Consider the following 12,239-nt stretch of genomic DNA (forward strand, 5'->3'; position numbering starts at 1 on the left):
CCGCATCACGGCGGGGCGGTCATGGCGGGGTGGGTCACGCCGGGGTCGGTCGTCGCGGGGCGGTCATGGCGGGGTGGGTCACGCCGGGGTCGGTCGTCGCGGGGCGGGTCACGCCGGGGCGGGTCGTGGCGGGGGTGGATCGTGGCGGGGTGGGCGCGGCATGCCGGTCGGGGCCCGCTTTCCGACCTGGTCGCTAGACGTAGTTCCGCGTCGGGGAAGGGCCGACCGCCGCGGTGACCAGATCGGCCAGTGTCTCGATCTCCCGCAGGTCCAGCGTCGACACCGTGACGCGGATGCCGGGCGCGGATCCGATCCGGAACCGCGCCCCCGGCGCGACCGCCCACCCGGCGTGCAGCAAACGGGCGACCGCTCCTGTCTCGTCCGGCACGGGGACCCACACGTTCATCCCGCTGCGGCCGTGCGCTTGGACGCCCCGGTCGGCCAGCGCGGCGATCAGCGCGTCACGCCTGACGCCGTACGCCCGGGCCACCGCGCGCGCGTCCACCGTGCCGTCGGCCCACAGGCGCAGCACGGCCCGCTGCGTGATCCGGCTGACCCAGCCGGGCCCGAGCCGCTGCCGCCCCCGCATCCGGCCCAGGGTGACGTCGTCCCCGGTGAGGACGGCGAAGCGCAGGTCCGGGCCGTAGGCCTTGGCAGCCGAGCGCACGAGGGCCCAGTGCCGGGTGACGCCCGCCAGGGGGTGCAGGGGCAGGTCGACGATCCGATGACCGTGGTCGTCCTCGATCACCAGGGTCTCCGGGTGCTCCCGCAGCACGGCCCGCAGGGCACGCGCGCGTGCGGCGCCGATCGCCGCACCGGTGGGGTTCTGCGCCCGGTCGGTGACGACGAGGGCGCGCGCTCCGGCCTCGAGCGCGCGGCGCACGTCGTCGGGCAGCGGTCCGTCGTCGTCGAGGGCGACCGGGACCGTGCGCAGCCCCAGCGCGGGCACGAGGTCGAGGAGCGAGCCCCAGCCGGGATCCTCGACGGCCACGCTGTCGCCCGGCCTGAGGTGCGCGGCCAGGACGCGTTCGATCGCGTCCAGCGAGCCGGACGCGACGGCCACCGGGCCGGTCGGCACGCCGTCCGCGTCGAGGTCGGCGCGGGCCAGCCGCGCCAGCTCGGGCTCGACCGACGCGTGCCCGTAGAGGACGGGCTCCCGGTCGCCCTGTGCGGCGGCCCAGGCGAACGCCGGCGCCAGCGGCGGGAGCAGGGAGGTGTCGGGATTGCCGGCCGCCACGTCCCGTACCCCCTCCGGCGCCTCCACCCGGATGAACTCGCGGCCCATGGTGGCGGGCTTCGATCGGACCCGACTGCCCCGACGGCCGTCCGTCTCGATCACCCCGCGCTCCCGCAAGGTGCGATAGGCGGCCGCGACGGTGTTCGGGTTCACTCCCAGCTGTGACGCCAACTCCCGCATCGGGGGCAGCAGTTGCCCCGGCCGGAGCTCGCCGGCGCCCACCGCCGCCTCGACGCTCGCGGAAATCTCGGCTGCACGCCTGCCCTGGATCCGATATTCTCCTAGCACAAACAACATTATGCACTAGTGCAATGGAGAACGCCATGCAGGGGACCCCGGAGACGACGACGAAGGCCGCCGCCTACACCGCCACCGACCGCACGGTGCCCACCCGGTCCGCGGAGAAGGCCTCCTACGACAGGGCCCTGGTGCACGCGATACTCGACGAGGGCTACGTCTGCCATCTCGGCTTCGTCCGCGACGGCGCGCCCGTCGTGCTGCCGACGCTGTACGGCCGGGTCGGCGAGACGCTCTACGTGCACGGTTCGACGGGTTCGCGTCCCCTGCGGATGACGGGTCAGGCGGACCCGGGGCTGCCGGTGTGTCTGACGGTGACGCACGTCGACGGGCTGGTCCTGGCGCGTTCCGCCTTCCACCACTCGATCAACTACCGCTCGGTCGTGGTGCACGGCATCGCCCACGACGTGACGGACCCGGCGGAGAAGCTGGCCGCGCTCGACGCCCTCGTCGAGCACGTCGTCCCGGGCCGGGCCGCCGACTCCCGCCCCGCCAACCGCAAGGAGCTGGCGGCGACCGCGGTGATCCGGCTCGACCTGAACGAGGTCTCGGCCAAGACCCGCACCGGCGGGGTCAACGACGAGCCGGAGGACCTCGCCCTCCCCCACTGGGCCGGCGTGCTGCCGCTGCGCAAGGGCTACGACGCACCCCTCCCGGAGGCCGACCTGGCGCCGGGCACCGCGTTCCCCGACTACCTCGCGACGCGGTGATGCTCGTCCACCCCTGGGACGCGCCCCACGACGAGGCCGAGTGGCAGGACTGGCTGTCCGCCCACGACTTCGGGCAGCTCGCCGTCAACGGCCCGCCGGGCGAGCCCCCTTTCGTGCAGCCCCTGCACTTCGCCTACGACCCGGCCGAGGGCGACGCCGTCACCCACCTGGCGCGGCCCAATCCGCTGTGGAGCGCCCTGGAGGCGAACCCGACGGTGACCCTGAGCGTGGTGGACGACTACGTGTTCGTCCCCGGCCCGTGGCAGGCCCCGCCGGGCGCCCCCGCCGAGCACGGCACCCCGACGAGCTTCTACGCGGCGGTGCAACTCCGGTGCACGGCCCACATCGTGGACGACCCCGCCGCGAAGGCGGACCTGCTCGCCCGCCAGCTGGCCCACTTCCAGCCCCAGGGAGGCTCCGCCCGTCCCACCGTGGGCGAGGCCCCGTACGGCCGTCTGCTCCCGGGCATCCGCGGCATCCGGCTGCACGTCACCGACGTACGGGCGAAGTTCAAGTACGCGGCGCACCGCCCGCGCGAGACCCAGGACCGCATCGTCGACGGGCTGACCGCCCGCGACGCCCCCGGCGACGCCGCAGCCCGCGAGCACCTGCTGCGGCGACGGGGGTGACGCCGTAGCCCTTCTCGGACCTCAGTCCCGCGCGGGGCCGCCCCGCACCTCTGCCAGGGCGAGGCCCGCGACCGAAGCCAGCATCAGCAGGGCCCCGGCGAGCGTGGTGACCGTGAGGGGTTCGCCGAGAAGGGCTACGGCCAGCACGGCCGCGCTCACCGGCTCCAGCAGCATGATCACGGAGACCGTGGCGGAGCGGACCACGGCGGCGCCCGCGAAATAGAGGGCGTACGCCAGCGCCGTGGGCACCGCCGCGATGTACGCCAGCAGCACCAGCGCCTCGACCGGGTCGGCGCTGTGCGGCAGCAGCCCCTCAGCCAGGGCGAACGGCAGCAGACACACCGCCGTGACCGCGAACGCCCCCACGGCGCCGGCGGAGGCGTCCGCGCCGCCCCCTCGCCCCCACCGGCGGGTGAGCAGGGTCATCGCGCTGTAGCCCGCCGCGGACACCAGGGCGAGCAGCACCCCGCGCGGGTCCACGGACGAGTCGCCGCCGCCGGCGAACAGCACGCCGAGCCCGGCGAGCGCCCCCGCGACGGCGAGCACTCCGCCGCGCCCGAGCCGCTCGCCCAGCGTCAGCCGTGCGCCGAGCGCGATGAGGACGGGTCCCGCCCCCAGGGTGACGACGGTGGCCACGGCCAGTCCCGTGGCGGAGACGGCCGCGAAGTACGCCGTCTGGAAGACCGCGAGGCCGATTCCCATGACCGCCGTCCGCAGGGCCCTGCGGCGCAGCGGCCGGGGCGCCGGCGCGTTCCCGCCGAGGGACTCGACCGTCGTGCTGCCGGCCGTCGCGTCCGCCGGGACGGACCGGGTGCACGGGGTGGACGGGGTGGACCGGGTGGACGGGGTGGATCGGGCGCGCCGCCGCAGCAGTGGGCGCGCAGCCGACAACAGGACCAGCCCGGCGGCGCAGCGCCAGAACGACAGGGCGACCGCGCCCAGGTCGCTGATCCGGTACACCAGGGACGCGGCGGCGCCGGCCGTGCCCCAGGCCGCTCCGGCGACGATCAGATAAAGCAGGGCCCGTGCGAGGGGCAGGGAGTCGGCCCGGGAGTCGCCGGAGGAGGAGACCGGGGCGGACGCCGGGGAGGAGGCCGGGGAGGAGGCCGGGGAAGGCACGGGGGAAGACACACTCGAGGAGGACACGCGTTCTCTCCGCACAGAAGTTCGGGAAGGGGCCGCCGCGGGGCGGCGGACCTCGGACTTCGTCTGCGGGCAGCACCGTTGCGCCCGGCAGCGTGTGCCGGGCGTGATTCGCCGGAGGGGCCCGCCTCAGGCGGCCGGAGGCGGAAGAACGCGTGCGTCGAGAGGCATGATCGAGACCCTAGGCCGCCGTCCCCCGGGCGGACAACTCCCTTTCCGGGCCGCCAGAGGCCACCGGCTCGGCGGAGCCCTTCGCCGGCGCGGACGACTGCGCGATGAACGCTCCGAGCAGCACCACCGCCCCGCCGACGATCTGCGGCGCCGAGAGGTGCTCGCCGAGCAGCACCCATGCCAGCACGGTGGCGATGACCGCTTCGAGGCAGGCCACGACCCCGGCCACCTGCGGGGACAGCCGGCGCACCGAGACCACGCCGGTGACGTACGCGACGACCGTCGCGACGAGCACGATCCAGCCGAGCAGCAGCCAGGCCGGAACCTCGGCGCCGTTCATGTCGGCGGCCTGTCCGAGCACGGACCAGTCCATGGCCCACGGCCTGGTGACGACGGTGAGCACGGCGGCGCCGACGAACAGCCCGTAGGCGATGACGCCCAGCGGGTCGGGAACCTCGTCGCCCGAGTCGCCGCCGTGGTCGGACAGCACGAAGTAACCGACCTGGCAGAAGGCCGCCGCGAGGGCGAGCAGCAGCCCGAGGGCGTCGAAGCCCAGACCGGACCAGACCTCGACGACACAGGCCAGCCCGCCCACCGCGAGGACCACGCCGAGCGCCGCGGCGCGCGTGACCGGCCGCCGCTGCACGAACCGCACCCAGCCCAGCACGAGGGCGGGCGCGAGGTACTCGACGAGCAGCGCCACGCCGACGGGGATGCGCGATATCGCGGCGAAGTAGAACGCCTGCACTCCGGCCACGCCGAGCAGACCGAACCCGGCGAGCAGCGCGGGCCGGCTGCGCAGCAGCGCGCGGTGGCGCACGGCCAGGGGCAGCATGACGAGGGCCGCGCCGGTCACCCGCAGCCACACCACGTGCAGCGGGTCGAGGCCCGCCTCGATCAACGGCTTGGCCGCCACCCCGGACCCGCCGAAGGCGATCGCCGACGCGATCGCCACGCCGAGCCCGAAGCCCTTTGCGCGACCGCCCACACTGCTCACAGAGGTACCCACCGGCCCATGATGACAGGGGATGACATGACCGTCATCCCAGATGACACCTGTCTCAGCCGTCGGACGGGCGCCGACCTCCGATGACGGACGCCGATCCCTCGAGCGCGCGTCCGACGAGGAAGGCCGGCGAGGAAGGCCCGCGATGAAGGCCGACGTCGAAAGGGCTGGTCGGCGGGCGAGCCGGTCAGCGGGCGGGGTCGCCGCCCCCGACGCTCGTCCCGCACCCCTCGGGAGCCGGCTGCGCCGCGCCGCCCTCCGGCTGGTGACCGCGCTCGAGGAGTGAGAGGGCGAGGAGACCGTCCTCGATCCGCCGCTGCAGCTCGTCGGCGTCGACGCCGGCGTGGGTCAGGACGTCGACGGCCCGCGCCTTCGGGTCCGCGACGATCGCCGCCAGCAGATCGACGCCGCGGGCCGGCGCGCCGTCCCGCCCGGCCGCCCGCACGCGCGCGTGCTCCAGCGCGGCCGCGACGAGCGGGGAGAGGCCCTCCTCGGGGACGGGGTACGGCGTCTCCCCGGAGCCCTCGACGGACGCTGGGGAGGGCAGCCCTCCGAGGCCCCCTGCGGCGGGCGGGACGGGCACGGTCGGCACGGCACCGGAGTCCTCGACGCCGCCCTGCCACCGCAGTCCGTAGCCGATGCTGCGCTGGACGAGATAGCCGAACAGGCGGGCGAGCTGGGGGCCGCCGTCGAAGGCGGCCCGGACCTGGGGGTCGTGTTCCAGGAGCGAGTGCAGCAGATGCGCGGTGTCGATCTGCCGGTCTCCGTCGCGCAGCGCCCGGCGGCGAGCGGACGCGAGCGCCGCGGAGGACTCTGCGGCCAGCCCGGGAACGCCGCCCGTGGCATGGGTCGTCCGATCGCGCGAGGACTGCCGTGGGATACGGGGTTGCACACCCCTCACCCCATCAGTCCCGCCCGGGTCCCGTCATCCCCGAGAGGAACCATCTTCCCGTCCCACACAAAGCGGACCAGAGCCGTCGGCGTCTCCTCCCTACGGATGAGATCGGGCCGCTCCCTTGGCAGGGCAGCGCGCCGTCTTGCCGACCGGGCCGGCCGACGCCTGCGGGCAGGACGGGTCGCCCGTCCCACAAGCCTGACGGTTCGTCAGTATTGAATGTTCGCGGCCCTGGAGTTACGTTCCGCGCACCGCAGCCCGAGTCGCGGGCCGAGCTGCCGGCCCGAGTCGCCCGACACGAAGAGGTGGTCGCATGGCCGAAGTCAGCGCGGAGGCACGCATCCAGGCACCGGCGGAGAAAGTGTGGGCCCAGCTCACCGACTGGCCGGCGTACGGGGAGTGGAACGCGACCCACACCAACTTCCCCCAGGGCGGCCCGAAGGCCCTCGAACTGGGGGCGACATTCCAGGAGAACATGAAGCTCATGGGCTTCCCGGCCGAGGTCGAGTGGACCGTGGCGGAGCTGGAGCCCGCGCGCGTGCTCGCCATCCGCGGCAAGGGCCCGATGGCCGTGTCGGTGGCCACCCGCTACACCCTCACCCCGGACGGGGACGCGACGACGGTCCGTATCGACGGCGAGTTCACCGGAGCGGCCGTGTCGCTGATGGCGGGCAGGCTCAAGGACTCGGGGACGGCCGCCCTCAACGAGTCGCTGCGCAAGCTGGGCGGCCTGGTGACCTGACCTGTGCGGGAATGCCGCGCGACGCGCGACGGCGCCCCGCGGACCGTTCCGCGGGGCGCCTCGGCCAGCGCCGTGAGGCGTCTCAGTCCTCGTCGGCGAGGATCAGGTACAGCTTCTTGCGGGCGTCGTTGATGACGGCGAGCGCCTTCTCGCGCTGCTCCTTGCTGCCGGTCTTCCAGACCTGCCCGAAGGCCTCCATCAAGCCGAAGCCGGCCTGGCGGATCTCGCTCAGGGCTTCCCAGTCGACCCCGCGCGTGGCCTCCTCCCAGGGGGCTTCCGGGCCCGCCTCGGCCGCCGTGCGGCCTTCCTCGGTGAGCGAGAACAGCTTCTTGCCGCCGTCGCTCCGGCTGCTGATCAGGCCCTCGTCCTCCAGCAGCTGCAGGGTGGGGTACACCGAGCCGGGGCTGGGCTTCCACGCCCCGCCGCTGCGTTCGGCGATCTCCTGGATCATCTCGTAGCCGTGCATGGGCCGGTCCTTGAGCAGGGCCAGGATCGACGCCCGCACGTCACCCCGCCGCGCCCTGCCCCTGGGACCGCCGCGCCCCCGTCCGCCCCAGGGGCCGCCGAAGCCCGGGCCGAAGCCGGGGCCGCCGGGACCGAATCCCGGACCGCCGGGGCCACCCGGACCGAAGGGCCCGAAGGCCGCCCGCTCGCCGCCGAAGCCACCGCGTCCGCGTCGGGGGCCCTGGCCATGTCCACGCTCGAATCCGTGGGTACGCATCGCAAACCACTCCTTCAATTCATCGTTGATCTGTCGCGATGCCTCAACGATATATCGGCAAAGCTCGCCTGACAAGGCCCTCCCCCGTGATCGGCCTCTAGGCTGCGGACATGACATCCCCGAGCAGCCCGCACAGCACTGCCTTCGCCGTGACGCCCGTCGCCGCACCCGGCGTGCCGCCCGGCGACGCGGAAGGCGCCCCGCACAGGGCCTCCGCGGCCTCCGGGGCCTCCGCCGCCGGGACCTCCGCCACCCCCGCAGCCTCCGCCGCCATCGGGGCTTCGGGCGCCTATCTGGCCGAGCTGTTCTCGCTGGACGGGCGGGTGGCGGTGGTGACCGGAGGCAGCTCGGGAATCGGGCGGGGCATCGCGGGAGCTCTGGCTCGCGCGGGGGCGAGCGTGGTGCTCGTGGCGCGCAGGCAGGCGGAGCTGGCCGCGGCGGCCGACGAGCTGACGGCCGCAGGCTGCCGGGCCGCCTGGGTGAGCGGCGACCTCGGCACCCGGGACGGGATCCGCGCGGCGGCGGAGCAGGCGGCACGGCCCTTCGGGGAGCCCGACATCCTCGTCAACAGCGCCGGGATCAACCTACGGCCGCCGATGGGCGAACTGGACGAGGACGTCTGGGACACCACGATGGCGGTGAACCTCGAAGCGCCCTACCTCCTGGGCCGGCGGTTCGGGCCCGGGATGGCGGAGCGGGGTTTCGGGAGGATCATCCACATCACCTCGCAGCAGGCGCACCGGGCGTTCGTCCAGAGCGGCGCGTACGGGGTGTCCAAGGGGGCGCTGGAGTCACTCGCCCGCTCGCAGGCGGAGGCCTGGTCGCCGCACGGCGTCACCTGCAACACGCTGGTGCCCGGGTTCGTCATGACGGCGCTCAACGCGCGGTTGTCGTCCGACCCGGAGCGGGTGGCCGCACTGGCCGCGCGCACGATGGTCGGCCGCAACGGACTGGCCGAGGACTTCGCGGGAGCTGCGGTCTTCCTCGCGAGCCGCGCCTCCGGCTACGTCACCGGGCAGTCGATCTTCGTGGACGGCGGGTTCTCCGTCCACTGAGCGAGCGTCCCCCGTGCGCCGCCGGGTCGGGGCCCGGCCGCGCACGGAGGACGTCACGCGTCACGCCGCCAGCGGGGTGAAGTGGACGATCTCGTCCTGACCCGGCTGCACCACGCCGTAGGTGCTCTCCGGGACCCTGTTCCAGGCGCCCGGCAGATCACCCAGCGGCTCGGAGACGATCAGCCGGGTCTCGTCGGACACCTCGCGCAGGAACGCCATGTCGGGGTGCAGCGACCGGAGGGTCTCCACCCGGGTGCTGTAGAAGAGCGACCGGGAGGCTCCCTGGCTGGAGTACCGGAAGGCCCACAGCCGTTCGCCGTCGGTCACGGCGACCGTCATCTGCAGCGGGTACTCCACGCCGTGCGCGTGGCCGACCCGCTCGACCAGGCCCGCCATCCGCGCCACGGCGCCCGGCGGATCCTCCTCCAGGCCGAGAGTGAGCGCCAGGAAGAACATCAGCTCCGAGTCCGTCGACCCCTCGATGTCGAGGAAGAGGCGCGGATCGACGGCGAGCGCGAGATCCCGGCGAAGCCGGTGGAACTCGGCGATCGCCCCGTTGTGCATCCACATCCAGCGACCGTGGCGGAAGGGGTGGGAGTTGGTCTGCTGCACCGCCGTGCCCGTCGAGGCCCGGATGTGGGCGAAGAAGAGCGGTGAGCGGACGTGGCCCGCGATCTCCCGCAGGTTGCGGTTGCTCCAGGCCGGGCCGATCTCCCGGACGACGGCCGGACTGCCGTCGTCCGCCTCGAGCCCGTACCAGCCGACGCCGAAGCCGTCGCCGTTCGTCGTCTCCACGCCCATCCGGGCGTGCAGGCTCTGGTCGATCAGCGAGTGCGCCGGCCGGTAGAGGATCGCTTCCAGCAGCACGGGGGTGCCCGAGTAGGCGAGCCAACGGCACATCGTCTACCGCCTTTCCGCAAGCGCCGCGCGGTAGGCCGTCACCTCAGGGACCTGTCGGGCTTCACCACGCACAGCGCCCAGATGACGAACGCGGAGAACGCGATCATCACGACGGACCAGACCGGGTAGTACGGCAGGGACAGGAAGTTGGCGATGACGATCAGGGCGGCGATGCCCACGCCCATGACGCGCGCCCACATCGCTCCCGTGAACAGTCCCAGACTGACGATCACTGCGACCGCGCCCAGCGCGAGGTGGATCCAGCCCCAGCCGGTGAGGTCGAACGCGAACACGTAGTTGCGGGTCGTCACGAAGATGTCGTCCTCCGCGATCCCCATGATGCCGCGGAAGATGTCGAGCAGTCCCGCGAGCATGAGCGTCACGGCGGCGAAGATCATCAGACCTTCGGCCCACTGCTGCTTGCCGGTGTGCCGCTCGGCCGACGGCGTGTGGGTGGAGTGAGTCATCCCGGTGCCTCGATTCGTGTGGGTTCGGCGCAGTACGCCGGCTCAGCGGTGGTTGCCGCTCAGGACGAGTTGCTTGGCCTTGTCGAACTCCTCGTCGGTGATGTCGCCGCGGGCACGGATCTCCGAGAGCCGGGCGAGTTCGTCGACGCTGCTGGAGGGACGGTCCGCGCCCTTGGCGGTCTCGCGGATGTAGCTGTCGAAGGCCTTCTGCTGCTCCTGGGCCTGCGTGATCTCCCGGCGCCCCATGTTCTTCCCACGGGCGACCACGTACACGAACACGCCCAGGAAGGGCAGGACGACGCAGAACACCAGCCAGCCGGCCTTGCCCCAGCCGCTGAGGTCGTCGTCGCGGAAGATGTCCACCACGACCCGGAACAGCAGCACGAACCACATGATCCACAGGAAGAACACCAACATCGTCCAGAAGGCGCTCAGCAGCGGATAGTCGTACGCGAGGTAGGTGTCGCCACTCATCTGTCTCCTCCGTCCCGGGCTTTCGCCCGACACCGGCAGGCCGTTGCGTGCCGTTCTCAGACTGCGCGCCCGGGAGTCCGTCGTCCTCACCCGGGGCGGGTGAGGAATGACCGTGGCCGGCGGCCGCGCGGATCGCTCAGGGATCGCCGGCCGGCCCCTGCCACGCCGGCGCCGTGCGGGCCCTGCGCAGCGCCGCCCGCCAGGCGAAGGCGACGCCGGCCTCGACGAGTCCGAGCAGCACCAGCCACAGGCCGAGCAGCCGGGTCAGGGCGCGGGCCGACTCGGCCGGCAGCGCGAGCACCACGATCCCCGCGACGACGGCGAACACCGCCGCGCCGATGACGACGCCCCGGTGCGGCAGGTCCTTGGCGGCGAGAGCGGTGTAGAGGGTGAGGATGCCCGACACCAGCCACAGGACGCCGACGATCAGCGAGAGCGCCGCGATGGTCTGCATCGGGTGCCGCAGGCACAGCACCCCGGCGACGACGTAGAGCATGGCCAGCAGGAGCCCGGTGACCCGTTCGCCGTGGTCGCCGCCGCCGAAGGCGGAGACGAACCGGAACACGCCGGTCACCAGCAGGTACAGGCCGATGAGCACGGCGAGGACGTGCAGGGTCTCGTCCGGCCAGACCAGGATCAGCAGGCCCGGCACGAACGCCGCGATCGCCGATCCGAGGATCCACGTCCAGGAGCGCCCGAGGGCGCCCAGCACGTCGGCGGGATCGCCGCCCGCGGGCCCGCGGGCGGACCGGTCGTCCCCCCGGCCGTCGCGACCGCCGGACAGCGGGTCGGGTGCGGACTGCGGTGCGGAACCGTGCGGCACGCTCATGACTTCCTCCTCGCGCCCGGCCGGGACGGCACGCCCGGCGCCTCACTCGGGCAGCTGGCGCATCTCCATGACGCGCAGCCCCAGGGACTGACAGCGGGCCAGCAGCCCGTACAGATGCGCTTCGTCGATCACCCACCCGAACAGAACCGTCTGGCCGGACATGACCACATGCTCCAGCTCCGGAAACGCCCTGGTCAGCGTGTCCGACATCTGTCCTTCCACACGGATCTCGTAGCGCATGGGCTCTCTCCCCGGGATGGCCTGGGACAGGCGAACCGCGCCCTCTACCGCGATGGTCCGCCCCGGTGAAGCCCTGGGCCTCACCCGGTGCAGGTGAGTCGGCGTCCCGCCCGCGCCGCCGTCACCCGCTGGAACGACGGTGCGTCATGACGTCGGCACGTCGGCATGCCAGCACGTCGGCACGTCAGTGCGTCAGGAACAGCTTGAAGGTGATGATCACCAGGCCGAGCACGAGGTTCACCGAGGCCGCGGTGGACACCAGACGCCAGGAGCCGCCGGCCCGGCGCGCCGCCGCAGCCGACCAGCCCACCTGCCCGGCGACGGCGACCGCCAGCGCGAACCACAACGTGCCCGACAGGTCGAGGCCGAGCAGGGGGCTGACGGCCACGGCGACGGCCGGCGGTATCGCGGCCTTGACGATCGGCCACTCGTCGCGGCAGACCTGCAGCACGACCCGGCGGTCCAGGCTGCGCTGCGCCAGCCGCGCACCGAACAGCTGGGCGTGGACATGCCCGATCCAGAACACGAGGCCGGTGAGCAACAGCAGCAGCATGAGCTCCAGGCGGGGGAACGACCCCCAGGCGCCCGCCCCGACGACGACCGAGGAGGCCAGCATGGATCCGTAGACGCCGCCGGTGTAGTCGGCGTTCGCCCGGCGCTCGGCGGCACGGGCCCGGGCCGCCTCGCCGTGTCCCGTCCCGGTCATGACGGCCTCCCTTCGGC

At 73.4% G+C, this 12,239-nt stretch carries 15 protein-coding genes; 4 read left to right on the plus strand and 11 right to left on the minus strand.

Going from position 1 to position 12,239, the window contains the following annotated elements:
- Positions 1–193 precede the first annotated feature (193 nt).
- The gene (locus ABT300_RS07855) at positions 194–1,525 is read right to left on the minus strand and encodes an aminotransferase class I/II-fold pyridoxal phosphate-dependent enzyme (protein ID WP_351673162.1); all 1,332 of its coding nucleotides are present in this window, start codon (positions 1,523–1,525) and stop codon (positions 194–196) included.
- A 35-nt stretch (positions 1,526–1,560) separates the two neighbouring features.
- Between ABT300_RS07855 and ABT300_RS07860 the strand changes: the two genes are divergently transcribed.
- Together ABT300_RS07860 and ABT300_RS07865 are read left to right on the plus strand one after the other, a co-directional pair.
- Positions 1,561–2,244 (plus strand): pyridoxamine 5'-phosphate oxidase family protein, encoded by a 684-nt coding sequence (locus tag ABT300_RS07860; RefSeq protein WP_351673164.1) that lies wholly within the window; start codon positions 1,561–1,563, stop codon positions 2,242–2,244.
- Complete coding sequence (locus ABT300_RS07865) at positions 2,244–2,873, plus strand: FMN-binding negative transcriptional regulator (protein WP_351673227.1); 630 nt, start codon at positions 2,244–2,246, stop codon at positions 2,871–2,873. Before ABT300_RS07860 ends, ABT300_RS07865 begins: the two co-directional genes overlap by 1 nt.
- A 21-nt stretch (positions 2,874–2,894) precedes the next feature.
- On the opposite strand, the gene ABT300_RS07870 is transcribed toward ABT300_RS07865, so the two are convergent.
- From ABT300_RS07870 to ABT300_RS07880, 3 genes are all read right to left on the minus strand, one after another.
- Complete coding sequence (locus ABT300_RS07870) at positions 2,895–3,911, minus strand: DMT family transporter (protein WP_351673229.1); 1,017 nt, start codon at positions 3,909–3,911, stop codon at positions 2,895–2,897.
- Between the two features lie 286 nt (positions 3,912–4,197).
- Complete coding sequence (locus ABT300_RS07875) at positions 4,198–5,196, minus strand: EamA family transporter (protein ID WP_351673166.1); 999 nt, start codon at positions 5,194–5,196, stop codon at positions 4,198–4,200.
- A gap of 184 nt (positions 5,197–5,380) precedes the next feature.
- On the minus strand, positions 5,381–6,085 hold the full coding sequence (locus ABT300_RS07880; protein WP_351673168.1) for a Clp protease N-terminal domain-containing protein: 705 nt from the start codon (positions 6,083–6,085) through the stop codon (positions 5,381–5,383).
- A 316-nt stretch (positions 6,086–6,401) separates the two neighbouring features.
- Between ABT300_RS07880 and ABT300_RS07885 the strand changes: the two genes are divergently transcribed.
- A complete protein-coding gene (locus tag ABT300_RS07885) occupies positions 6,402–6,830 on the plus strand; it encodes a type II toxin-antitoxin system Rv0910 family toxin (RefSeq protein ID WP_351673170.1) in 429 nt (142 codons plus the stop codon).
- A gap of 82 nt (positions 6,831–6,912) precedes the next feature.
- Here the strand turns inward: ABT300_RS07885 and ABT300_RS07890 are convergent, their stop codons facing one another.
- The gene (locus tag ABT300_RS07890) at positions 6,913–7,551 is read right to left on the minus strand and encodes a PadR family transcriptional regulator (protein ID WP_351673172.1); all 639 of its coding nucleotides are present in this window, start codon (positions 7,549–7,551) and stop codon (positions 6,913–6,915) included.
- A 272-nt stretch (positions 7,552–7,823) separates the two neighbouring features.
- On the opposite strand from ABT300_RS07890, the gene ABT300_RS07895 reads away from it, so the two are divergent.
- A complete protein-coding gene (locus ABT300_RS07895; RefSeq protein ID WP_351673231.1) occupies positions 7,824–8,606 on the plus strand; it encodes an SDR family NAD(P)-dependent oxidoreductase in 783 nt (260 codons plus the stop codon).
- Between the two features lie 60 nt (positions 8,607–8,666).
- Here ABT300_RS07895 and ABT300_RS07900 read toward each other — a convergent pair whose 3' ends face one another.
- The 6 genes from ABT300_RS07900 to ABT300_RS07925 form a co-directional block, all read right to left on the minus strand.
- Entirely contained in the window at positions 8,667–9,506 is an 840-nt protein-coding gene (locus ABT300_RS07900) for a class II glutamine amidotransferase (protein ID WP_351673174.1), read from the minus strand.
- A gap of 38 nt (positions 9,507–9,544) precedes the next feature.
- Positions 9,545–9,973: a DUF7144 family membrane protein gene (locus ABT300_RS07905; RefSeq protein ID WP_351673176.1), complete on the minus strand. Its 429-nt coding sequence runs from the start codon at positions 9,971–9,973 to the stop codon at positions 9,545–9,547.
- Positions 9,974–10,015: 42 nt separating this feature from the next.
- Complete coding sequence (locus tag ABT300_RS07910) at positions 10,016–10,447, minus strand: SHOCT domain-containing protein (RefSeq protein WP_351673178.1); 432 nt, start codon at positions 10,445–10,447, stop codon at positions 10,016–10,018.
- Positions 10,448–10,583: 136 nt separating this feature from the next.
- Positions 10,584–11,276 (minus strand): HdeD family acid-resistance protein, encoded by a 693-nt coding sequence (locus ABT300_RS07915; protein ID WP_351673180.1) that lies wholly within the window; start codon positions 11,274–11,276, stop codon positions 10,584–10,586.
- Between the two features lie 42 nt (positions 11,277–11,318).
- Positions 11,319–11,516 (minus strand): DUF8691 family protein, encoded by a 198-nt coding sequence (locus tag ABT300_RS07920; RefSeq protein ID WP_351673182.1) that lies wholly within the window; start codon positions 11,514–11,516, stop codon positions 11,319–11,321.
- A 184-nt stretch (positions 11,517–11,700) separates the two neighbouring features.
- Entirely contained in the window at positions 11,701–12,222 is a 522-nt protein-coding gene (locus tag ABT300_RS07925) for a hypothetical protein (protein ID WP_351673184.1), read from the minus strand.
- Between the last annotated feature and the right edge of the window lie 17 nt (positions 12,223–12,239).

Source organism: Streptomyces sp. NPDC001027 (assembly GCF_040299045.1).
Classification (GTDB): domain Bacteria; phylum Actinomycetota; class Actinomycetes; order Streptomycetales; family Streptomycetaceae; genus Streptomyces.